Annotated in this window: 17 protein-coding genes; 8 read left to right on the forward strand and 9 right to left on the reverse strand. The window is 72.0% G+C overall.

Features of this window, described 5'->3' with window-relative positions; translation table 11 throughout:
* Nucleotides 1-139: 139 nt before the first annotated feature.
* A complete protein-coding gene (locus KM427_RS12405) occupies nucleotides 140-2188 on the forward strand; it encodes an acyl-CoA dehydrogenase family protein (RefSeq protein ID WP_215527371.1) in 2049 nt (682 codons plus the stop codon).
* A gap of 180 nt (nucleotides 2189-2368) precedes the next feature.
* On the opposite strand, the gene KM427_RS12410 is transcribed toward KM427_RS12405, so the two are convergent.
* From KM427_RS12410 to KM427_RS12435, 6 genes are all read right to left on the reverse strand, one after another.
* Nucleotides 2369-2656, reverse strand: coding sequence for a DUF1905 domain-containing protein (locus KM427_RS12410; protein WP_215527372.1), 288 nt, complete (start codon nucleotides 2654-2656; stop codon nucleotides 2369-2371).
* 94 nt (nucleotides 2657-2750) lie between these two features.
* Nucleotides 2751-4379: a calcium-binding protein gene (locus KM427_RS12415; protein ID WP_215527373.1), complete on the reverse strand. Its 1629-nt coding sequence runs from the start codon at nucleotides 4377-4379 to the stop codon at nucleotides 2751-2753.
* Between the two features lie 317 nt (nucleotides 4380-4696).
* Nucleotides 4697-5941: an HNH endonuclease signature motif containing protein gene (locus KM427_RS12420; RefSeq protein ID WP_215527374.1), complete on the reverse strand. Its 1245-nt coding sequence runs from the start codon at nucleotides 5939-5941 to the stop codon at nucleotides 4697-4699.
* 495 nt (nucleotides 5942-6436) lie between these two features.
* A complete protein-coding gene (locus KM427_RS12425) occupies nucleotides 6437-6814 on the reverse strand; it encodes a hypothetical protein (protein ID WP_215527375.1) in 378 nt (125 codons plus the stop codon).
* Between the two features lie 347 nt (nucleotides 6815-7161).
* Nucleotides 7162-7695, reverse strand: coding sequence for a DUF6318 family protein (locus KM427_RS12430; protein ID WP_215527376.1), 534 nt, complete (start codon nucleotides 7693-7695; stop codon nucleotides 7162-7164).
* 83 nt (nucleotides 7696-7778) lie between these two features.
* On the reverse strand, nucleotides 7779-9014 hold the full coding sequence (locus KM427_RS12435; protein WP_215527377.1) for an alpha/beta hydrolase: 1236 nt from the start codon (nucleotides 9012-9014) through the stop codon (nucleotides 7779-7781).
* A 131-nt stretch (nucleotides 9015-9145) separates the two neighbouring features.
* Here KM427_RS12435 and KM427_RS12440 point away from each other — a divergent pair, with 131 nt between their 5' ends.
* From KM427_RS12440 to KM427_RS12465, 6 genes are all read left to right on the forward strand, one after another.
* Nucleotides 9146-11326, forward strand: a complete 2181-nt coding sequence (locus KM427_RS12440; protein ID WP_252275330.1) for an acyl-CoA dehydrogenase family protein — start codon at nucleotides 9146-9148, stop codon at nucleotides 11324-11326.
* Nucleotides 11323-11823, forward strand: a complete 501-nt coding sequence (locus KM427_RS12445) for an FAS1-like dehydratase domain-containing protein (protein ID WP_215527379.1) — start codon at nucleotides 11323-11325, stop codon at nucleotides 11821-11823. Before KM427_RS12440 ends, KM427_RS12445 begins: the two co-directional genes overlap by 4 nt.
* Nucleotides 11820-12218: a Zn-ribbon domain-containing OB-fold protein gene (locus tag KM427_RS12450; RefSeq protein ID WP_215527380.1), complete on the forward strand. Its 399-nt coding sequence runs from the start codon at nucleotides 11820-11822 to the stop codon at nucleotides 12216-12218. The genes KM427_RS12445 and KM427_RS12450 overlap by 4 nt, the downstream gene beginning before the upstream one ends.
* Nucleotides 12215-12601, forward strand: a complete 387-nt coding sequence (locus KM427_RS12455; protein WP_286674386.1) for a MaoC family dehydratase — start codon at nucleotides 12215-12217, stop codon at nucleotides 12599-12601. The genes KM427_RS12450 and KM427_RS12455 overlap by 4 nt, the downstream gene beginning before the upstream one ends.
* The gene (locus KM427_RS12460; RefSeq protein ID WP_183594961.1) at nucleotides 12598-13764 is read left to right on the forward strand and encodes a lipid-transfer protein; all 1167 of its coding nucleotides are present in this window, start codon (nucleotides 12598-12600) and stop codon (nucleotides 13762-13764) included. The genes KM427_RS12455 and KM427_RS12460 overlap by 4 nt, the downstream gene beginning before the upstream one ends.
* A gap of 91 nt (nucleotides 13765-13855) precedes the next feature.
* The gene (locus tag KM427_RS12465; RefSeq protein WP_215527381.1) at nucleotides 13856-15937 is read left to right on the forward strand and encodes an acyltransferase family protein; all 2082 of its coding nucleotides are present in this window, start codon (nucleotides 13856-13858) and stop codon (nucleotides 15935-15937) included.
* A gap of 134 nt (nucleotides 15938-16071) precedes the next feature.
* Here KM427_RS12465 and ppk2 read toward each other — a convergent pair whose 3' ends face one another.
* On the reverse strand, nucleotides 16072-16878 hold the full coding sequence (gene ppk2 / locus KM427_RS12470; protein WP_215527382.1) for a polyphosphate kinase 2: 807 nt from the start codon (nucleotides 16876-16878) through the stop codon (nucleotides 16072-16074).
* A gap of 35 nt (nucleotides 16879-16913) precedes the next feature.
* On the opposite strand from ppk2, the gene KM427_RS12475 reads away from it, so the two are divergent.
* Nucleotides 16914-18119, forward strand: coding sequence for a DUF480 domain-containing protein (locus tag KM427_RS12475; RefSeq protein WP_215527383.1), 1206 nt, complete (start codon nucleotides 16914-16916; stop codon nucleotides 18117-18119).
* Nucleotides 18120-18141: 22 nt separating this feature from the next.
* On the opposite strand, the gene chsH3 is transcribed toward KM427_RS12475, so the two are convergent.
* Together chsH3 and kstD are read right to left on the reverse strand one after the other, a co-directional pair.
* The gene (chsH3, locus tag KM427_RS12480) at nucleotides 18142-19020 is read right to left on the reverse strand and encodes an enoyl-CoA hydratase ChsH3 (protein ID WP_215527384.1); all 879 of its coding nucleotides are present in this window, start codon (nucleotides 19018-19020) and stop codon (nucleotides 18142-18144) included.
* On the reverse strand, nucleotides 19020-20732 hold the full coding sequence (gene kstD / locus KM427_RS12485) for a 3-oxosteroid 1-dehydrogenase (protein WP_215527385.1): 1713 nt from the start codon (nucleotides 20730-20732) through the stop codon (nucleotides 19020-19022). The genes chsH3 and kstD overlap by 1 nt, the downstream gene beginning before the upstream one ends.
* Nucleotides 20733-20753 lie beyond the last annotated feature (21 nt).

The raw sequence follows: 20753 nt of genomic DNA on the forward strand, positions 1-20753 counted from the left end.
CGCGCTAGCGCCTGTCTCGAAACCACGGAGCTGCGGGGCGGTTGCCAGCGCAACCTCCTCGATCACCGGACCTCGGTGGTTGAGGAAGGCGCGCTAGCGCCTGTCTCGAAACCCACTGCGCGGAGGAGCACAGGAGCACATGTCGATCGGGATCTCCGACGAGCACGTCGAGCTCGCGTCCAGCCTGCGCAAGTGGGCGGCCGACCTGCGGGGCCGCGACCTCGCGCGCGCAGCCGAGGGCGATGCCGAGGCGACCTTCGCGCCGGCGTGGGCGGCGCTCCAGGAGATGGGCGTGGCGACCATCGGGCTGCCCGAGGACGTCGGCGGGGGCGGGGGCTCGCCGCTCGACGTCGCGGTGGCGCTGGAGGCGTGCGCCCACGAGCTGGTGCCCGGGCCGCTGCTCGGCCCGAGCGTCGCCGCCGCCGTGCTGGGCGAGCTGCCCGAGAACTCCGTGGTCGGTCTTGCGCTCGGCGACCTGGTCTGGGACGCACCCTCGGCGACCCACGTGCTCGCCGACGTCGGCGGCTGGCGGCTGCTGCCGCGCTCGGCCGTGGAGATCGCGCCGGAGACCGGCCTCGACCTGACCCGGCGCTTCGGGCGGCTGCGCGTCCTCGACGCCGCCGCGGGCGCCGCGGTCGATGTCACGACCGAGCGGGTACGCCGGACGGCCGTCACGCTCGCCGCGGCCGAGGCCGCGGGCATCGCGCGCTGGTGCCTGGCGACGGCGGTGGAGTACGCGCAGGTGCGCGAGCAGTTCGGCCAGAAGATCGGGTCCTTCCAGGCGATCAAGCACCTCTGCGCCGAGATGCTCGAGACCGCGGAGGCGGTGACCGCGGCGGCATGGGACGTCGCGGCGGTCGCGTCCGGAGACGACGAGCAGTGGGCGTTCGCCGCTGAGGTGGCCGCCGTGATCGCGTTCGACGGGGCGGTCGAGGTCGCCAAGTCGTGCATCCAGGTGCTCGGCGGGATCGGCTTCACCTTCGAGCACGACGCGCACCTCTACCTGCGCCGCGCGCTGACCCTGCGCGCCCTAGTGGGGGATGGCGACGCGGCCGCCGAGCGGCTGACCGCGGCGGCCGTCGACGGCGTACGCCGCCGGGTGCGGCTCGACCTCGACGGTCGCGACGAGCCGGTCCGCGCGGACATCCGCGCGACGGTCGCGCAGATCGCGGAGCGGCCCGAGAGCGAACGGCGCGCGGCGCTGGTCGAGACCGGCTTCCTGACACCCCACTGGCCCGCGCCGTACGGCCTGGGCGCCGACGCGGTCACCCAGATCGTCATCGACCAGGAGCTCGCCGCCGCCGGGCTGACCCGGCCGGACATCGTGATCGCCGGGTGGGCGGTGCCGACGATCCTGGAGCACGGCACCGAGGAGCAGCGCGAACGGTTCGTGCGCCCATCGCTGCTCGGCGAGCTGACCTGGTGCCAGCTCTTCTCCGAGCCGGGGGCCGGGTCGGACCTGGCGTCGCTGCGCACCCGGGCGACGAGGGTCGAGGGCGGCTGGCGGCTGTCGGGGCAGAAGGTCTGGAACTCCGTGGCCGAGCGCGCCGACTGGGGCATCTGCCTGGCGCGCACGAACCCCGACGCCCCCAAGCACAAGGGCATCACCTACTTCCTCGTCGACATGCGCAACAGCGAGGGCGTCGACGTCCGGCCGCTGCGGGAGATCACGGGGGAGGCCCTGTTCAACGAGGTGTTCCTCGACGACGTGTTCGTGCCCGACTCGATGGTGGTCGGTGCCGTGGACGACGGCTGGCGACTGGCCCGCACCACGCTCGCCAACGAGCGGGTGGCGATGGCGAGCGCCCGGCTCTCGAAGAGCACCGAGCGCGCGATCGAGCTGGCGGCGACCGGCGTCACCGCCGCCCAGCGGGTCGCGGTCGGGCACTCGGTCGCGCTCGCAACCGTCTGCTCGCTGCTGGGGGTGCGAGCCACGCTGCGCTCGCTCGCCGGACAGGGCCCCGGCGCGGAGTCGAGCGTCGCCAAGCTGCTCGGCGTCCGCAACCGGCAGGACGGCGCCGAGCTCGTCGTCTCCCTGCACGGCGACGCCGTGCTGGTCGACGACTCCGACGAGGTGCGGGCCGACGTCTGGGAGCTGCTCAACACCCGCTGCCTGTCGATCGCCGGCGGCACGACGCAGATCCTGCGCAACGTCGCGGGCGAACGGATCCTGGGGCTGCCGCGCTAGACCAGCGCCGGCTTCCGGACCGCGCCAGTCGGCTGGCGGGTGCCGACGTCGAGACCGAGGGCTACACGGTCACCGGCGCGGGCGCACCGACGGAGGTGGGCGCCGACCTGGGTGCCGTCGTCGTGGGCCGCGACCGGACCGAACGCGTGGTGTGGCGTACCCCGATGATCCGCAAGCGGGTCACACGTCGATGACCAGCCCGATGGCGACGCGGTCGCCGATGGCGACGCCCTCCTGGCGGCGTACGGCGGCCTTGAGCGGCACGATGTAGCCGCCGTCCTTGGGCCAGAGCGACGTCGTCCAGGTTGAGCCGCCGAGCCGGACGGTCACCGGGATCATGCCCCAGCCGTAGGTGACCGCCGCCGCGACGTCGTCGAGCTGGGCGGCGTCGTCCTCGGGCACCCAGACGAAGTGATGGGGCGCGGGTCCGCGCCAGAACCACACGTCGCCGGAGAACTCCAGGTCCATGTCAGGACCCTACGACGTGCGAACCGGGCGGTGGCGCGACGCGCCACCGCCCGGTCGTCCCCCACATCGGGGCGCACGCGGTCCGGGGGTGCACTCAGCAGGAGTGCCGGACCTCCACCGCGATGCAGGTGTCGTTGCCGGCGCCGCCGTAGGCGACGTCGCGGCCCTTGCCACCGTGCAGCGTGTCGGCGCCGCCACGGCCGTACAGCACGTCGCGGCCGCCGTTGCCGCGCAGGTGGTCGGCGCGGCTGCTGCCGTAGAGCCGGTCGTTGAACGGCGAGCCCTGGACCGCCTCGAAGTCACGTGCGGGCACGCGCGTCCAGCGCGGGCTCTGCGACGTCGGCCGGAGCACGACCCGGCCGGCCTCGAGGTCGACGACGGTGCCGCCGTCGAGGGTGCGCAGGTCGATCGTGTCTCGGCCCGGGCCACCGTTGATCCGGTCGCCGTTCTTCTTCTTGGCAGTGGTCCACACGACGATGCGGTCCCGGCCCGCGTCACCGAAGAGCCGGATGCCCTGGCCCGCCTTCTCGGGCGCGGGGTCCTGGCTGGTGCGGAGCACGTCCTTGCCCGGTCCGCCGCGCGCGGTGCCGTAGTTGACGACCTCGATCGTGTCGGCGCCCCAGCCGCCCTTGACCGTCCCGCCGTTCTGCACGATGTCGTCGTTGCCCGAGCCGGCGTTGACGGTCGACTTGATGGCGGTGATCTTGTCGTTGCCCGTGCCGCCCTTGGCCTTGGACGACGTCAGGTGGAGCACGTCGTCCCCGGCCCCGGCGTCGACCGTCGAGGAGGTGGCGGTGATGGTGTCGTTGCCGTTGCCACCCTTGACCGTCGATGAGGTCGCCGTCACGGTGTCGTCGCCGTCACCGGCGTCGACCGTCGAGGAGGTGGCGGTGATGGTGTCGTTGCCGGCGCCGCCGAGCACGCTCTTCGCGCCGTCGGCCTTGATCACGTCGTCGCCGCCCTTGGCGTCGACCGTGTCGCCGGTGCCCGCCTCGATGTAGTTGGCCGTGTCGGTGCCGACGATCGTGTCCGCGGCCGGCGAGCCCACGACGTTGACCACGTTGGTCAGGGTGTCGGTGCCGTTGCCGGTCGCCGTGCCCGCGGTGAGGTCGACCGTCACCGGCCCGGTGGCGTCCGCGTAGCTCAGCAGCGCGGTGCCACCGCCGTCCACGGTGTCGTCGCCCGCGCCGGGCAGGACGGTCGGGTACGCGCCGTTCTCGGCCGCCGGATCGGTGGCCACGTCCGCGGCGACGGTGATCTTGTCGTTGCCGGCGCCGCCCCGCGCGACCGTCGTGCGGGAGGTGACGCTGATCGTGTCGTTGCCGTCGCCGCCGGTGAGCTCGCCGCCGAGCAGCGGGTCGCTGCCGGCGGTCCGGTCCTCGATGACGTCGTCGCCCGCGCCGCCGTCGATCTTCGGCGTGGCGCTGGTCTCGGCGTGGATCTTGTCGTTGCCGTCGCCGGCGTTGACGACGGGGCTCTGGCTGTCGCCCAGGCAGATGACGTCGTCGCCGCCGAGGCCGTTGATCGTCACCCGGTCGAACCCGGCGGTCGAGATCACGTCGGCACCGGCGGTGCCCTCGACGACCTGGTCATTGGCCGTGGCCGCGATCGTGACCTCCTGCCCCTGGCACATCAACGGGTCGGCGGCGGTGGCCGCGCTGATCGGTACGACGGACAGTGAGAGTGCCGTGATGGCAGCCGCGCTGAGCGCGATATGGCGCATGGGTTCCTCCCGAACTCGTTTCATCGGTCACTCATGCAGAGCGCGGTCGGTGCCCGTTGCGTTACATCGCCGGTGGTGTGGAGGCTCGGTCTGCCGATTGTGGGCTGCGGCGTTGGTCGCTCTCCGGTGGTCCCGCCGGGCGCTGTTTCACCAAGGGATGAAGGCGAGGTCGCGCCTCCCTGGCTGAGCTCGCCCGGGTCAGCGCGGGTCGGCCTGCATCCCTTGATGAACCCACACCCGCGGCTAGGTGCGGCTCCTTGCCCGGCGCCCTCGCGAGCGGAGTAGGCGCCGCGCGCACCCGGGCGGTGACGGGGCCGTCACGTGCGTCGGTGGAACCTGATCTTCCCGGTGGGCAGGTACGTGGTCTGGTAGGTGGGGTCGTGGATGAGGGTGTGGTGCCAGGGGCAGAGGGAGGCGCTGTCGGTGAGGTTGGTGTGGCCGCCGTCGGTCCAGTGCTGTTGGTGGTGGGCGTGGAGTCCGGTGGTGCGGTCGCAGCCTTCGGCGCGGCAGCCGCGGTCGCGGAGGAACAGGGCGATCCGTTGGTGCTCGGTGTGGTGGCGGCTTCGCCGGCCCAGATCGAGCGGGACCGAGGCGCTGCCGAGGACGGCGGGGATGATTCCTGCTTCGCAGGCGAGCCGGCGGGCCATGCCGGGGCTGATGCGGTCGCCGGTGTCGAGGACGCCGGCTTTCTCCAGCCGGCCGGTGAGGGTGTCTTCGTCGATGACCACCAGCACGGTGGCGTTGACGCCGCCGGTGGTGGGGAGTCGGTCGGTGGGGTAGCGCTCGATCAGTTCGCACAGCGCCCGGCCGAGTGCCTCGGGTCCGGGTCGGCGTTCGATGCCGGGGCCTTGGGTGGCGGCGAGGTGCTTGGGTGCGGCCAGGGCCATGAGGATCTTCTTGAGGGCGGCGGCGTGGTAGGTCGGCAGGGTGAACCGGCCGTGGGTGGTGCCGTCGCCGTCGTCGGCCATCGTGAGCGAGCAGGCCCGCAGCGCGGCGGCCTCCTGTTGTTGCAGGATCTGGGCTTCGTGGGCGTCGGCCTCCTCGGGGCCGATGACCTCCCACAGCCGCCGGCCCAGCCGACCGAGCGCCTTCGCGTCGTGGTGCCGCGCCTCCGCGAGCAGGTGCGCCTCGGCCTTCTCCCGGGTCTCCGCCCCGAGGTCGGTGGGGAGTCGGTCGACCCACCGGATGACGACCCACGCCCGCTCGACGTCGATCTCCCCGGCCGCCAGCGCCTCCCGCGTCATGGGGTGCTGTTCGAGGTCGTGGCCGAGCCGCACCGCGCCGTACGCCGCCGCCCGCGTGGTCTTCGTCTGGTGGGCCAGCCAGTTCGCCGCCGACGACGCACCCACGTCCTGACCCACATGCATGGTGTCGGCGTGCGCGGCCACCCGGGCCTGCAGCTCGCTGACCTGGGCCGCCAGCCGGGTCAGCTCGACCAGCGTCGCGCCGGCCTCCGCGGGGTCCATGGACCACACCGACGCATCGGACACGGCGTCGGCGAGGTCGCGCATCTGCGCGGTCGTCGTCGACACCCGGTGTCGCGGCGTGGCCTGTGCTGTCATGACTCCTACTGAAGCACCCGCCACCGACACTAGAAGCCCTGGATCCCCTTATTCCACAGGGTTCTGGGTCACGAACAGGTCACGATCCGGGGCGCTTTTTCACACCCGGATCCGATGTCTTGTGGAGGGGTGGTTTCGAGGCTCGTCGCTGGCGCTCCTCGCACCTCAACCACCGTGTGTCACCGCGTCCCGACCGCAGATCGGCGTCCTCCCGATAGGCGCCCAGAACGTCCGGAGACAGTGGGGTCAAGGGCGGCGAAGCCGCCGCAGGGAACCCTTGACCCCACTGGTGGAGGACGAACACTGGCGCCGCCGGGAGGACGCCCACCGCCCTCAACCCAGGGCGGTGGTCTTCGAGGTGCAGCGGGCTGCGCCCGGACGCGGTGTAGGGGAAGTCCAAGGCGGACTTCTCCTACAGACGGGCGCCAGCGCGCCTTCCTCCACCGTGACCCCGGCCGCCGGAAGTGGGGTTTCGAGGCTCAGGCGGCGCCGCGATCAGCCGCCGACCAGGACCGGTCGAGCGGTGACGACGCGCAGCGACTGCGGGCTGCCGGGGATCGTCACGGTGCCGGCGACCTCCCGCCACGGGCCGCCGTCGACGCGGAACTCCGCGGCGTATGTCGTGTCCACGCTCGGCGCGACCCGGCCCCTCCGACGGTAGGAGTGCGTGATCTCCAGGTCCGGGTACGCCGATCCCGGGGACGAGGTCTCGCGCACGTCGCCGTCGCCGAAGCGCCACCGGAAGCTCGCCGGCCAGATCCGCAGCTCGACCTGACGCCCCAGCAACGGCACGGTGCGGGTGAACTCGCCCTGTTCGGTGTAGAAGTTCGTCTCGAAGTTCACCAAGGTCCGGCCCCTGGGTGGCTGGATCATCAGTTGCGCCTCGGGCAACGGGATGCGTTGAAATGCGCGTAGCACGAGCCCAGGCGTCACCTCGGGCTGAGCTGCGTCGGTGGGGATGTCACAGAACTCGCGCGGGTCGAGATCGAGATCAAGCGCGGTTCGGACGCAGACTGCGTCCCAGTCGGAATCCCGAGGTGGCACGGCCGCTGGATCCGCGACTGGCTCCTCGGAGCCTGAGCAGTGCATCACGGTCCTGATCTGCACCGCGCCGTCGATCATCGTCTCCTCCTGGACGTAGCGACACTCAGCGTGCGCCGGCGCAGCTGCGACGGGGACTGTCAGGACGACGCAGGCGGTGGCGAGGAGAGATCGGCAGATCATGAGACGAACCCAATGAACCTGACTTGCCAGCCATCGTTGGTCAGCCGGAGCTTGAAGACGACGATGTGCTTCTCGGCTTCGTAAGTCACCGGTTTCGCACCTGCTTCTGGCACCGTGCGTCCTTCAGCGAACTCGAGTCCGGTCGACACCGTCGCGCTCTTGTCCGTCTGTGACTTGAGATTTGCTGCCTGGACTGTCCAACCCGCCGTTTCGAAGTGGCCGCCGTTCTTGTAGACCGTCTCGATTGGGTCGAGGATCCCGGCACAGGACCGACAGGTCGGCGACGTTAGCGAGCGCACTGCCGCCATGTCTCCGTCCTGGAGAGCGGCGTTCCGTGCCTCCACCCACGCCCGAACGGTCTCCTCCGGATCATCAGGGGCAGCCGCCGTCGCACTCGGCGACGTCGGCGCCTCGGTGGTCGGCAGTGGTGGGGCGGGCTCGGGGTCGTCGTCGGTACACCCGGCCAGCCCGACCGTCGACAGGAGGAGGGCGACGAGGACCGCCCGAGTACGGCTCACGTCGCCGATCATTCCCCGACCGGCGACGATGCGAAACGGCCGCGACCGCGGCTGTGGATGGCGCAGGGGTCGGCGCAAGGGAACGCGGGGCATGGTCAGGAGGCGAGGGCGCGCTCGCGACGCCAGCGGTTCCAGTGCCAGTGCAGGTACCGGTCGATCGCGCGTACGACGTGGGCGGACCGAATCGAGGGGAACACGTCGAAGGCGTGCTGGGTGCCGGGGAGCTCGGCGTACACGACCGTGGCGCCGGAGGTCTCGCGCAGCCGCTGCACGAACAGCCGCGCCTGGTCGACCGAGACCAGCGAGTCGTGGGCACCGTGGATCACGAAGAAGTCGGGGGCGTCCGTGCCGACGCGGAGCAGAGGAGTGCCGGCCTCGAAGACGTCGGGGGCCTCGGCCCAGGTACGACGGACCACCCGCGGCGCCAGGAACTCGTCGCGCATCCGCTCCGCGCTGCGCAGGCCGGTGGAGCCGGCGAAGTCGTAGACGCCGTAGTGCGGGACCGCGACGGCGACGCTGGTGTCGGCGCCCTCGAATCCGGGCTGGTAGCCGGGGTCGTCGGCGGTGACCGCGGCGAGCGCCGCGAGGTGACCACCGGCCGAACCGCCGGTGATCGCGAGGTAGGCGGGGTCGCCGCCGTACTCCGCGATGTGCTCGCGGATCCACGCGATCGCACGCTTCACGTCGACGATCTGGGCGGGGAAGGGGTCGCGCGGCGCGAGCCGGTAGTTGATCGCGACGCAGACCCAGCCCTTGGCGGCCAGGTGCTGCATCAGCGGGATGCCCTGCTGGTCCTTCGTGCCGATGGTCCAGGCGCCGCCGTGCACTTGGAGCAGCACCGGCGCGCGCCCGTCGGTGCCCGCTGCGGGACGGTAGACGTCGAGCAGTCCGCGCCTGCCGTGCTCGGGAGCGTAGGCGACGTCCCTGTCGACGACGACACCGGCGTTGCGCATCCGGAACGGGTTCACCAGTGCGCGCCACGGCGTCGCGAGCTCGGCCGGGGTCGGCTTCGCGTCGAGCTGCTCGACGTAGTCGACGCCAAGGCCCTCGACGAGCGCGTCCTCGACGTTCGTGCGCGCCCGCCGCGCCTGGTCGACGAGCACCGCCTGGCCGGCGAGGTTGAGGCCGGCGAGCAGCAGCCCGAGACGCCGTCCCCGGCGTACGACGTGCGCGGCGGTGTCGACCGCGGTCACCGCCATCAGGTGCGGTGCGAGCTCGCTGGTCAGCCAGCCGGCGGCGAAGGCCGGGATCGCGGCGCGCGGCCCGGGCAGGGGACGCAGCGCGTTGGCGGTGAGGGCTGCGGTGACGACCTGGCGACGAAGGAACCCCATGGCGGCCAAATGTAGAACCTCCCGCTCACCGCGCCGGGGCATCCTCGCCCTCGACGACCGCGTCCGGCTAGGGTAGAACAAGTTACAGTTTCCGCGTCGGTAGGTAGCCGAGACGGTGGCAGGAGATGCACGTGACGCAAGAGCTGGAGGCGATCGAGGCGGTCCGATCGGTCGCGCGGGACGCCCTCGACCGGGCCGGCGAGGACGCCCACGAGACCTGGGCCGCGCTGGCCGGGGCCGGACTGCTGGCACTGCCCGTGCCCGAGGCGCAGGGCGGTGAGGGCCTCGGACTCGCCGAGGTGGCGGTGCTGCTCCGCGAGACCGGACACCGCGCCGTCCAGCTGCCGGTCTGGGAGACGCTGTGCTGCGGCGTCCTGACGATCGCGGCGGCGGGCGCCCCGGAGCAGCAGGGGCTGCTGCAGGGCGTGACCACCGGCGACACCGTCCTCACGCCGGCGCTCCGCGAGGTCGGCGCCGGCATCCCCGACCGGCCGGCCACGACGTACGCCGACGGCGCGGTGAGCGGTCGCAAGATCGGAGTCACGTACGCCGACCGCGCGACCCGCCTGCTGGTCTCGGCGTCCGACGGCGATCGAGCGGTGGTCGCGCTCGTCGACCCGCACGGCCCCGGCGTCCGGCTGCTCGAGTCGCACTCGTCGTTCGGCAGCACCCAGCACACCGTGGTGCTCGACGGCGCCCCCGCGCAGCTGCTGCCCGGCGAGCACGCGGCCCGTCTGCTGCGCGAGCTCGCGATCGCCGGCCTCTGTCTCACCGCGTCCGGCGTGGTCGCGGGCGCCCGCGACCTGACCGCGGAGTACATCAAGGGCCGGACCCAGTTCGGGCGGGCGCTGGCGGAGTTCCAGGCCGTGGCGATGCAGATCGCCGACGTCTACATCGCCTCGCGCACCCTCGACCTCGCCGCCGACAACGCCGCCTGGCGGATCGGCGCCGGCCTCGACGCCGCCGACGACCTCGCGGTCGCGGCGCACTGGACCTGCAGCGAGGCGCCGCAGGCGATGCGCACCTGCCACCACCTGCACGGCGGCATGGGCGTGGACATCACCTACCCGATGCATCGCTACTTCTCGTGGGTCACCGACATCGCCCACGCGCTCGGGGCGCAGGCCGGCGACGTGCGCATCGAGGACCCGACGGCCAAGAACCTCGAGCTCACCGCCGAGCAGCGGGCGCTCAAGGCCGAGCTGCGCGACTACTTCAGGGGCCTCGCCGACGACAACGAGCACCGCGACATGGCGCTCGACCGGCACGGCGAGACCTACCAGCGCGTGGTGCGCCGGATGGGTGCCGACGGCTGGATGGGCGTCGGGTGGCCGCGCGAGTACGGCGGGCGCGGGCTGGGCGAGATCGAGCAGACGATCTTCGCCAACGAGGCCCAGCGCGCCGACGTGCACCTGCCGGCCGTCACGCTGCAGACGGTGGGCCCGACGCTGATCCGCTACGGCACCGAGCACCAGAAGGACCTGTTCCTGAAGCGGATCCTCGCCGGCGACGTGCACTTCGCCATCGGCTACAGCGAGCCGGACGCCGGCACCGACCTGGCCTCGCTGCGCACCACCGCGCGCCGCGACGGCGACCACTACGTCGTGAACGGCCAGAAGCTCTGGACCACCGGCGGCCACCAGGCCGACTACGTCTGGCTGGCCTGCCGCACCGATCCGGACGCGCCCAAGCACAAGGGCATCTCGATCCTGATCGTCGACACCACCGACCCCGGCTACTCCTTCACGCCGATCATCACCGCCGACCGGGCGCACCACGTCAACGCGACGTACTACAACGACGTCCGGGTGCCCGTGGACATGCTGGTCGGCGAGGAGAACCAGGGCTGGAAGCTGATCACCACCCAGCTCAACCACGAGCGCGTGATGCTCGGCCCCGCAGGCCGGCTGGAGGGCCTGCGCGACCGGGTCGCCGCATGGGCCACGAAGGCGGGGGTGGTCGACCGCCCCGACGTACGCCGCGTGCTGGGCCAGGTCACCACGGTCTTCCGGGTCAACGAGCTGCTCAACTGGGAGGTCGCGTGGGCCGCGGCCGAGGGGGAGATCTCGGTCGGCGACGCCTCGTCGTCGAAGGTCTTCGCCGCCGACCAGGTGCAGCACCTCGCGGCCGACCTGGTCGACATCGTGCATCGTTACGGCGACCCCGCGGACCAGGAGACCGACCAGCTGATGACGTACCTCGACGGACAGGCCAAGCGGAACCTCGTGCTCACCTTCGGCGGCGGGGTGCAGGAGGTGCAGCGCGAGCTGATCGCGATGTTCGGGCTCGGACTGCCCCGGGTGCCGCGATGACCCACGAGAGGATCATGGCCGAGGCCGAGCGCATCAAGGCGCTCGGCGAGGCGTCCGAGTCGCGCGCGCCGTACCCCGTCAACCAGCCCACCATCGGCGCCTGGCTCGACGCGATGGGCTACGACAACCAGCGCTTCCGGCAGGGCGAGGCGCCGCCGTCGATGGCACAGGTGTGGACGATGCCCGGGCTCGGCCGTCGGCGGCCCGACGACGACCCGCTGAGCCGGATGATGGAGCTGCTCACGGCCGAGGGCTACACCGCCGTGCTCGGCACCAACTGCGAGCAGACCTACGAGCGCTACCTGCGGGTCGGCGAGCAGCTGCGGGTGACGACCGCGCTCGACTCGGTCGTCGGTCCCAAGAGCACCGCGATGGGTGAGGGCTACTTCGTGACCTCGCGCAACACGTGGTACGTCGTCCATCCCGACGGGCGCAGCGAGAAGGTGGCCACGATGCTCTTCCGGGTCCTGAAGTTCATCCCGAAGGAGCGCCCGTGACCACCGCCGTGATCCGCCCGATGATCGGGCAGGACTCGCAGTTCTTCTGGGCCGGTACGGCGGCCGGCGAGCTGCGCATCCAGCGGTGCAACGCCTGCGCGGCGCTGCGCTTCCCGCCCGGCCCCGCCTGCCCCGACTGCGGCGCGCTCGACCGGGGGTACGTCGTGGCCGCCGGCACCGGCACCGTCTTCTCCTACGTCGTGCACCGGCACCCGCCCGTGCCCGGCAAGGACCTGCCGATCGTGATCGCGCTGATCGACCTCGACGAGGGCGTCCGGATGGTCGGCGAGGTCGTCGACGTGGCCGATGACGAGATCGAGATCGGGATGCGACTGCGGGTGGACTTCAACCGCATCGACGACGAGCTCACCCTGCCGATCTGGAGGAAGCAGTGACGACCCTGACCGCCGGGCAGCAGCTCCCGGAGTGGAGCCTGCCCCTGACGCCGACCACGATCGTGAGCACCGCGATCGCGACCCGCGACTGGCAGGACGTCCACCACGACCGCGACGTCGCCCAGGCCGCGGGCTCGCAGGACATCTTCATGAACATCCTGACCAGCAACGGCCTCGTGGAGCGGTACGTCGTCGACTGGGCCGGCCCCGACACCGAGCTCAAGGGCATCGCCATCCGGCTCGGCGCGCCGGCCCACCCCTACGACACGCTGACCTTCAGCGGCACCGTCGAGTCGGTCGACGACGGCATCGCCACGATCTCCGTGGTGGGCCGCGTCTCGCTCGGCGACCACGTGACCGGCACCGTCAAGGTGGCGGTGTGAGCAGCCTCTACCGCAAGGCCGCGATCGCCGGCATCGGCGCGACCGAGTTCTCGAAGGCCTCCGGCCGCTCCGAGCTCCAGCTCTCCGTCGAGGCGGTGCAGCACGCCCTGGCCGACTGCGGCCTGACCCCCGCCGACGTCGACGGCTTCACGACGTTCACGATGGACACCTCGTCCGAGATCGCGGTCGCCCGCGAGCTCGGCTGCCAGGAGCTGCGCTTCTTCAGCCGGATCAACTTCGGCGGCGGCGGTGCCTGCGCGACCGTGCAGCAGGCCGCGATGGCGGTCGCCACCGGCGTGGCCGACTGCGTGGTCGCCTACCGCGGCTTCAACGAGCGCTCGGGCTCGCGCTTCGGGCAGTTCTCCGTCGCGGCCGCGACCCAGGTGAACACCAACGGCCTCGACAACGCCTGGACCTACCCGATGGGGCTCGGTACGCCGGCCGCCACCGTCGCGATGCAGGCCCGGCGCTATATGCACGAGTACGGCGCGACCTCCGAGGACTTCGGCCGGGTGGCGGTCGCCGATCGGCGGCACGCCGCCACCAACCCGGCGGCGTTCTTCTACGGCAAGCCGATCACCCTCGAGGACCACCAGGCCTCCCGGATGATCGTCGACCCGCTGCACCTGCTCGACTGCTGCCAGGAGAGCGACGGCGCGGTCGCGCTCGTCATCGTCTCGGCAGAGCGGGCCCGCGACCTGGCGCAGCGCCCGGCGTACATCTCGGCGGCCGCGCAGGGGAGCGGCGTCGACCAGTTCGTGATGACGTCCTACTACCGCGACGACATCGGCATCCCCGAGATGGGCGTGGTCGGTCGCGAGCTCTGGCGGCAGTCGGGCCTCGGCCCCGACGACATGCAGATGGCGATCCTCTACGACCACTTCACGCCGTACGTGCTGATGCAGCTCGAGGAGCTCGGCTTCTGCGGGCGCGGCGAGGCGCCGGGGTTCATCGCCGACGGCGCGATCGAGATCGACGGCAAGCTGCCCGTCAACACCCACGGCGGCCAGTTGGGTGAGGCCTACATCCACGGCATGAACGGCATCGCCGAGGGTGTCCGCCAGGTGCGCGGCACCTCGGTGAACCCCGTCGACGACGTCCAGCACGTGCTCGTCACCGCCGGCACCGGCGTGCCGACCAGCGGCCTCGTGCTGTCGGCGTAGGGCGGGCGCAGGGCGGTCCATGCCGGTGTAGTGCGGCTCACCCACGTGTCGCGTTCCGACGCGGAAGGCCGCACATCTAGGGTGCTGGGTGATGTCTGTGACCGCCGCGCCCGCGCCTGCCCCTGCCCCCGCGGCGCCGGCGGACAGCGCCACCGGCTGGGGTCACTACGCCTCCCTCGACGGGCTGCGGACCGTCGCGGTCTACCTGGTGCTGGTCTTCCACTGCGGGGTCGGCGCCTTCGCGGGCGGCTTCGTGGGCGTCGACCTCTTCTTCGTGCTCTCGGGCTTCCTGGTCTCGAGCATCCTGCTCCGGGAGCTCCGCACGACGGGCACGATCCGGCTGGGCCGGTTCTACTCCCGCCGGGTGCGGCGGCTGCTGCCGGCCGCGGTCGTCGTCGTGGTGGCAACCTGCGCGACGTCGGTGCTCGTGCTGTCGAGCGTGCGGCGGCTGCCGCTGGTCGGCGACGCCCAGAGCGCGCTCCTGTACGTCGCGAACTGGCGGTTCATCTCGCAGAGCAACGACTACTTCGCCGGTGACGTGGTCGGGCAGAGCCCGTTCCTGCACTTCTGGTCGCTCGCGATCGAGGAGCAGTTCTACGTCGTCTTCCCGCTGGTGCTGCTCCTGCTGGCGCGCCTCGACCGGTCGTGGCGCCGCGCCACGCTCGTCGGCGTGGCGGTGCTCTTCGTCGCGTCGCTCACCGCGCAGCTGGTGTGGGCGGCGATCGACGCCAACCAGGCCTACTACGGCACCGGCGCCCGGCTCTACCAGCTGCTCGCGGGCGTGCTCGCCGCGCTGCTCTTCCGGTCCCGGTTCCGGCCCCGCGGGCGCGGCATCGGCCTGGTGGCGGCGGTCTCGCTCGCCTGCCTGCTGCTGGTCGCGTCCGGCCTGGTCGACGTCACGCCGTCGTGGCGGGGCATCCTGGCGACCGCCGCCTCGGTCTCGCTGATCCTGGGCCTGATGGGGGCCGACCAGGGCCTGGTCGCGCGGGTGCTGGCCCGGCCGACGCCGGCGTACCTCGGCCGGATCTCGTACGGCACCTACCTGTGGCACTGGCCGGTGATCATCCTCTTCGGCGAGCTGATGGACCTCGACCCGCTGGCCATGGTCGCGGTGGCCGGCGTGCTCGCGACCGCGCTGGCGGCGCTGTCGTACGCCGTGCTCGAGATGCCGATCCGCCGGTCGCGCGTGCTCCAACCGCTCGCATGGCCGACCGCGGTGGCCGGCGTGGCGCTGAGCGTGCTGGTCGCGCTCACGGTGGTGCCCGGCCTGTTGCACTCCGACCGCCGTCCGGCCCTGGCCGCGGCCGGGTCGGCGGTCACCGGCTCGGAGGCCAACCGGGACGGCCCGGTGCCGAGCGTCGACTGGGAGCGGTACGTCGAGGACCGCGGCACCGACGACACGACCTGCACGCTCAGGAACGCCGACAACTGCGTCATCGTCGACGGCGACGGGCCGCACGTGATGCTGGTCGGCGACTCCCACGCCCGGATGATCGCGCCGGCGCTCGCGAAGCTCGCGCGGGAGCACGGGTTCAAGCTCTCGGTCAGCCTCCAGGAGAGCTGCCCGTGGCAGCTCGGTGTCTACAACGCCTTCGAGGACCGGGCGACCCAGCAGCGGTGCACCGACATCCGCGACGAGACGTTCAACGACGTCATCCCCAACACCGACGTCGACCTGGTGATCCTGTCGCAGATCCCGCGGGACACCGAAGCCTGGCGCACCAAGCTGCTCAGCACCGACCCGAAGCCGGGCGAGACGCTCGAGCAGCGGCTGGTGCGCACCATCGACGACACCCTCACCCGGGTGCACGACGCCGGTGCGCGCGCCCTGGTCATCGACAGCATGCTGACCGTGCCGCGCGACAGCGCCGCGCCGTTGGACTGCCTGGCCGGCGCGACCGAGCTCGCGCAGTGCCGGGTGCCCGTGCCGATCGAGTCGCCGCCGAGCGACGCGTTCTACCGCGCCGCGGCCGCCACGATGCCCGGCGTCCACACGGTCAACATCAACCCGATCATGTGCCCCGCGGCGCCGGTCTGCGACCCGATGGACGGCGATATCCCCGTGTGGAAGGACCGCAAGCACTACACCCCCCGGGCGCTGGACCTGCACCGCGACGAGATCTGGCAGGCGCTGCTCGACAGCGGCGCCTTCGAGGGGTTCGATCTCGGCTAGAGCTCGTCGGTGCTGCGGGGCGGTGGCTTCATCAAGGGATGAAGGTCGACCCGCGCCTCCCCGGGCGAGCTCGGCAGGGGAGGCGCGACCTCGCCCTCATCCCTTGATGAAACCGAGGCAGATGAGACCAGTCGTCAGTCGAGGAGCGTCGCGACGTGGTCGGGCACGTAGTGGGTGAGCTCGCGGGGCGGCCGTTCGTAGCCGGTGGACGGCGGCCGGTCGGGCACCGTGATCGGCGGCTGGTCGATCTCGAGGTAGGGGATCGTGGAGAGGAGGTGCGCCATCATGTTCAGCCGCGCCTCCTTCTTGACGTCCCCCTCCACGACGTACCAGGGCGCCTCGGGGATGTCGGTGTGCATCATCATCTCGTCCTTCGCGCGGGAGTAGTCCTCCCAGTGCGTGATCGACTGCAGGTCGGTCGTGGACAGCTTCCAGCGGCGCATCGGGTCGTCGATCCGGTCCTTGAAGCGACGCTGCTGCTCGTCGTCGCTCACCGAGAACCAGTACTTCCGCAGCAGGATCCCGTCCTCCACGAGCAGCCGCTCGAAGATCGGGCACTGGTGCAGGAAGCGGACGTGCTCATCCGGGGTGCAGAAGCCCAGCACCCGCTCGACGCCGGCGCGGTTGTACCAGGACCGGTCGAAGAGCACCATCTCGCCGCGGCTGGGCAGGTGCTCGACGTACCGCTGGAAGTACCACTGTCCCTTCTGCCGCTCACTGGGCATCGGCAGCGCGACGATGCGGGCGACGCGCGGGTTGAGGTAGTGCGTTATCCGCTTGATCGCGCCGCCCTTGCCGGCGGCGTCGCGGCCCTCGAAGATCACCGCCACGCGTGCGCCGGTGGCCCGCACCCACTCCTGCACCTTGACCAGCTCGGCCTGCAGCCGGAACAGCTCGGCCTCGTAGGTGTCCGCGTCGAGACGCTTCCTCGGCTTGCTCATGAGCCACCATAGCGACGACCACTAGGGTCGGGGTCGTGACCGACCTCCCCGAGCTCGACCCCGAGGAGCAGCGCGTCCTCGGCAGCCTGCTGGAGAAGCAGGTGACCGTGCCCGCGTCCTACCCGCTGACGCTGAACTCGCTGCGCACCGCCTGCAACCAGTCCAACAGCCGCGAGCCCGTGACCGAGTACGACGAGCAGACCGTCGAGCAGACCGGCCGTCGGCTCAAGGAGAAGGGGCTGCTGCGGATCGTCTGGTCCGACACCGGGCGGCGGACGCTGAAGTACCACCAGACGCTCGACGAGGCCCTCGGGCTCGCCGACGACGAGCGCGCCCTGGTCACCGTGCTGCTGCTCCGCGGGCCCCAGGCACCCGGCGAGCTGCGGACCCGCGCCGAGCGGTTGCACGCCTTCGCCGACCGCGACGAGGTGGAGCGGACGCTGCAGGGGATGGCCGAGCGCGGCCTGGTCCGCCAGCTGCCGCGCCGCGGCGGCGACCGCGACAGCCGCTGGCTGCACCTGCTGGGCGGCCCACCGGCCGAGGAGGCCCCGGCCGCCGCGCCCGCCGTCGATCGCGACAGTGTGCTCGCGGCCGGAGCCGAGACCCGGGACGAGCGGGTTCGCGCGTCGTACGACGCGGTCGCGGAGGCGTACGCCGACAGCCTGCTCACCGAGCTGGCCGGGCTGCCCTTCGAGACCTGGCTGCTCGACCGGGTCGCCGCGCACGCCGCCGGCGGACCGGTCGTCGAGGTCGGTTGCGGCCCCGGCCACGTGACGGCCTACCTCGCCGAGGCGGGCGCCGACGCGACCGGCATCGACCTCTCGCCGGGCATGGTCGAGCAGGCGCGCCGCCGGTTCCCCGACGGCACCTACGAGGTCGGCGACCTGCGCCGGTTGATGCGTCCCACGACCGCACCGGGGTGGGCAGCGGTGCTCGCGTGGTACTCGCTGATCCATCTCGCCGCCTCCGAGCTGCCCGGCGCGATCGAGACGCTGACGCGGCCGCTGGCCCCGGGCGGCTGGCTGGTGCTCGGCCTGTACGCCGGCGCCGAGGTGCGGCACCACGACAGCTGGTTCGACGTGCCCGTCGACCTCGACTTCGTCCTGTACGAGCCCGAGGACGTCGTGGCGCTGGTGCAGGCGGCCGGGCTCGTCGAGGTCGAGTGGTACCGCCGCGGCGCGCTCGAGCACCGCGGCGAGACGACCGACCGCCTGTACGTCGTGGCGCGCCGCCCGGTCTGACCGGTCGAGTCGACGGTGCCGGTCAGGCGGTCGTCAGCACGACGTCGCCCAGCACCGGCGCGCCGTCGCGCTCGCCGCCCGCGACGGTCGCGGAGCCGACGATCCGGCCGTCCTCGTGCCAGCCGCGGACTCGGATCGTCTCGCCCGGGAAGACCACCCCGGCGAACTTCACCCCGAAGCCGCCGACCCGCGCCGCGTCGCCGTCGAGCAGCTCGTCGGTGAGGGTGCGGAGGACGATGCCGTAGGAGCACAGCCCGTGCAGGATCGGGGCGGGGAAGCCCGCGGCCTTGGCGAACCCCGGGTCCGCGTGCAGCGGGTTGCGGTCACCGCAGAGCCGATAGAGCAGCGCCTGCTGGGGGGTTACGGCGTACGTCGTGTCCGTGTCGGGGACGCGGTCGGGCAGCTCGACGGGCTCGGCCGAGCCGCGGTCGCCGCCCCAGCCGCCCTCGCCCCGCACGAAGATCGACGAGCGGGTGGTCCACAGCCGCTCGCCCGAGGGGGCGGTGGCGACGCCCTCCTGCCAGATCACGGCGGCCTTGCCCTTGTCCCAGATCTCGCTGATCCGAGTGGTAACCGTGGCCGAGCCGGACGCGCGGACCCGCCCGGCCACGGAGATCGATTGCGACCCGTGCACGACCTGGGCCAGGTTGATGTCGCAACCGGGCAGCTCGAGCGGAGGCGGGTCGGTGGCGTGGAAGGTCGGAGCGACCACGCCGAAGGACGGCAGCACCTGGAGGTCCGGGCCGTCGAGGGTGTAGCGGAGTGCAGTGGGGGAGAGCTGGTCGCCCGGCTTCGAGCCGGCGCCGATCGCGAGGTGGTAGAGCAGGACGTCGCTCTCGCTCCACGAGAAGTCGACCGAGCCGAGCTCGGCACCGATCGCCTTGTCGGGGTCGATGGGCATCAGGACTCCTCCGTGGTGGCGGCGGGCGTGCCGGGCTCGGAGCCGGCGATGTCCTCGACGGCCAGGTAGCCGAACACCAGCGCCGGTCCGATCGTGGCGCCGGGGCCGGCGTACGTGTAGCCCATGACGGCGGCCGAGACGTTGCCCGCGGCGTACAGGCCCGGGATCACCGATCCGTCGGGCCGGACCACGCGGGCCCGCTCGTCGGTGAGCAGGCCGCCCTTGGTGCCGAGGTCGCCGGGCACGATCTTGACGGCGTAGAACGGCGCCTGGTCGATCACGTGGAGCGACGGGTTCGGCTTGACGGTGGGGTCGGAGTAGTACTTGTCGTAGGCCGACTCGCCGCGGTGGAAGTCCTCGTCGACGCCGCCGCGCGCGAAGCCGTTGAACCGCTCGACGGTCGCGACCAGGGCGTCGAGCGGCACGGCGATCTCCTTCGCGAGCTCCTCGAGCGACGCGCCCTTCTTGATCGTGCCGTTCTTGTACCAGCGCCCCGGGAACGGCTGGCGCGGGCTCAGCCCGGCGAAGAGGTACCGGTTGCGGTAGCGCTGATCGATGATCATCCAGCTCGGCACGTGCGCGACACCGGTCCGCTCGCCCTCGTACATCGCCTGCACGGCCTCGACGTAGGGCAGCGCCTCGTTCATGTAGCGCCGACCGGCCTGGTTGACCATGATCGAGCCGGGCAGGTTGCGCTCGGCCAGGCAGAACCACGGTCCGCCCGGCAGCGGGATCGTCGGACCCCACCATGCGTCGTCCATGATGTCGATCGCCGCACCGGCGGCGATGCCGGCCTCCAGGCCCGCGCCGGTGTTGTACGCCGAGCCGGTGGTCCAGTCTTCGGAGGTCGGCTGCGGGAGGAACTTGGCGCGCAGCTCCGGGTTGTGCTCGAAGCCGCCGCTGCCGAGCACCACGCCGCGCCGGGCCCGGATCTCGTGGCGCTGTCCGTCGTGCTCGACCACGACGCCGACCACGCGGCCGCCGTCGAGGATGAGGTCGGTCAGCGCGTGGTCGTAGAAGAGCGGGACGTCGGCGTCGACGAGCCCCTGGCGCAGTCCGATGGCGATGGCGTTGCCCATCGCGTACATCTTGCGGCCGAGCAGCATGCTGAGCAGCCGCCGGAGCACCACCAGGACCATCGTGACCGGGCCCTTGATCGTGCGCAGGCCGAGGCTGATCTTGCGGTACATCGCCTGGGTGACGATGAGGTTCGCGGGCGCCTTCGTGTACGGCGGGTGCAGGTGGTCGAGCTCGTCGCCGAGGAAGCGCGCGTCCAGCGGGATCGGCTCCACCGTGCGCCCGCGCGGCCGGCCTCCGGGCGCCTCCGGGTGGTAGTCGGCGTACTGCGGCACCCAGGTGAAGCGCACCGGCGTGTTGGCCTTGATGAAGTCCATGACCTCGGCGCCGCGGTCGACGTAGGTGTCGCGGCGGACCTTGCTCACCGCGTCGCCCACGATCGAGTCGAGGTAGCGCTTGGAGTTGGCGAGGTCGTCGTCCTCCCCGGCCGCCTTGAGCGCGTAGTTGCCCGGGATCCAGACCCCGCCGCCGCTCCGGGCGGTGGAGCCGCCGAAGTAGGAGCTCTTCTCGATCAGCACCGTGTCGAGGCCGCGCCGCTTTGCCGCCAGCGCTGCGGTCATGCCGGCGCCACCCGCGCCGACGACCACGACGTCGACGCTCTCCGCAAGTTCTCGGGGAGGCAGGGGGGTCGTCATGGCCAGAAACTGTAACAGGTT

The sequence above is a fragment of the Nocardioides sp. LMS-CY genome, from assembly GCF_018732145.1.
GTDB classification, from domain to species: Bacteria; Actinomycetota; Actinomycetes; order Propionibacteriales; family Nocardioidaceae; genus Nocardioides; species Nocardioides soli.

Bases quoted from the DNA above. Each gene is read 5' to 3' on its own strand.
- KM427_RS12430 (WP_215527376.1), bottom strand. From the start codon at position 7,695: ATGATCGGCGACGTGAGCCGTACTCGGGCGGTCCTCGTCGCCCTCCTC.
- KM427_RS12465 (WP_215527381.1), top strand. From the start codon at position 13,856: ATGTCTGTGACCGCCGCGCCCGCGCCTGCCCCTGCCCCCGCGGCGCCG.
- KM427_RS12405 (WP_215527371.1), top strand. From the start codon at position 140: ATGTCGATCGGGATCTCCGACGAGCACGTCGAGCTCGCGTCCAGCCTG.
- KM427_RS12415 (WP_215527373.1), bottom strand. From the start codon at position 4,379: ATGCGCCATATCGCGCTCAGCGCGGCTGCCATCACGGCACTCTCACTG.
- ppk2 (WP_215527382.1), bottom strand. From the start codon at position 16,878: ATGAGCAAGCCGAGGAAGCGTCTCGACGCGGACACCTACGAGGCCGAG.
- KM427_RS12410 (WP_215527372.1), bottom strand. From the start codon at position 2,656: ATGGACCTGGAGTTCTCCGGCGACGTGTGGTTCTGGCGCGGACCCGCG.
- KM427_RS12420 (WP_215527374.1), bottom strand. From the start codon at position 5,941: ATGACAGCACAGGCCACGCCGCGACACCGGGTGTCGACGACGACCGCG.
- chsH3 (WP_215527384.1), bottom strand. From the start codon at position 19,020: ATGCCCATCGACCCCGACAAGGCGATCGGTGCCGAGCTCGGCTCGGTC.
- kstD (WP_215527385.1), bottom strand. From the start codon at position 20,732: ATGACGACCCCCCTGCCTCCCCGAGAACTTGCGGAGAGCGTCGACGTC.
- KM427_RS12445 (WP_215527379.1), top strand. From the start codon at position 11,323: ATGACCCACGAGAGGATCATGGCCGAGGCCGAGCGCATCAAGGCGCTC.
- KM427_RS12435 (WP_215527377.1), bottom strand. From the start codon at position 9,014: ATGGGGTTCCTTCGTCGCCAGGTCGTCACCGCAGCCCTCACCGCCAAC.
- KM427_RS12425 (WP_215527375.1), bottom strand. From the start codon at position 6,814: ATGATCCAGCCACCCAGGGGCCGGACCTTGGTGAACTTCGAGACGAAC.